Origin of the sequence: Sutterella massiliensis (assembly GCF_016899755.1) — a bacterium.
Taxonomy (GTDB): Bacteria; Pseudomonadota; Gammaproteobacteria; order Burkholderiales; family Burkholderiaceae_F; genus Sutterella; species Sutterella massiliensis.
This window is the reverse complement of record NZ_JACJJC010000208.1, coordinates 1-625: the sequence shown is the minus strand read 5'-3', so window position 1 is coordinate 625 and position 625 is coordinate 1. Positions and strand designations below refer to the sequence as shown.

Annotated in this window: 1 pseudogene; it reads right to left on the bottom strand. The window is 53.4% G+C overall.

The window, feature by feature from the left end:
- Positions 1–138 precede the first annotated feature (138 nt).
- Positions 139–625: pseudogene (locus H6A60_RS12195) on the bottom strand (hypothetical protein); the annotation flags it as partial.

The window sequence follows — 625 nt, the reverse complement described above, 5'->3', positions numbered from 1 at the left end:
ATCGGAAGTCTTCGCTTTTGCAAAGCAACAGAAAAGCGTTGAGGGCGATTCTCTCGAAACGCCCTCAGCATCAAGCCGTCGCCGACCTTCCTTTATCGAGATAATCTAATCGTTTCTTCAACAGAAAGAAACGGCGCGTTAGAACGTGTGGACCAAAGTCGTCAAAGCCGTAAATACCTTCTCCTTCATTTCACCGCGGTTCAGTTCGCCGTCCACATCGTACTTGGCATAGCTGTACCCAATGAGCGAATAGAGCATCGTCCGCTTGGAGAACGGCAGGAGGTAACCGATCGATGCGACGTAAGCATCCAGTTCCATTTCGGTTTTCGAACCGAATCTGGTACTCGCGAATGAGCCGTCGAACTCGGCCGTTGCGTATTGAAGCTGCGTTTTAAACGTACCTTTCCCGAGCGGAGAGTCCGTACCGACGGCAAGCGTGTAGCCGTTGAAGCCGCCCGCCTGATCGATCGCCTGGCTGATCGCGGAGGAGGATTGTCCGAGCACGCCGGTCAGGAAGTATGAGTTGACCCCCATGAAATCAACGGAGTGATTGAGCCACTGCGCCATGCCGAAGAGCTTGAAGCTTTCGAAATCGTAGTTGCCGCCGACCTTCAGACCGTAACCG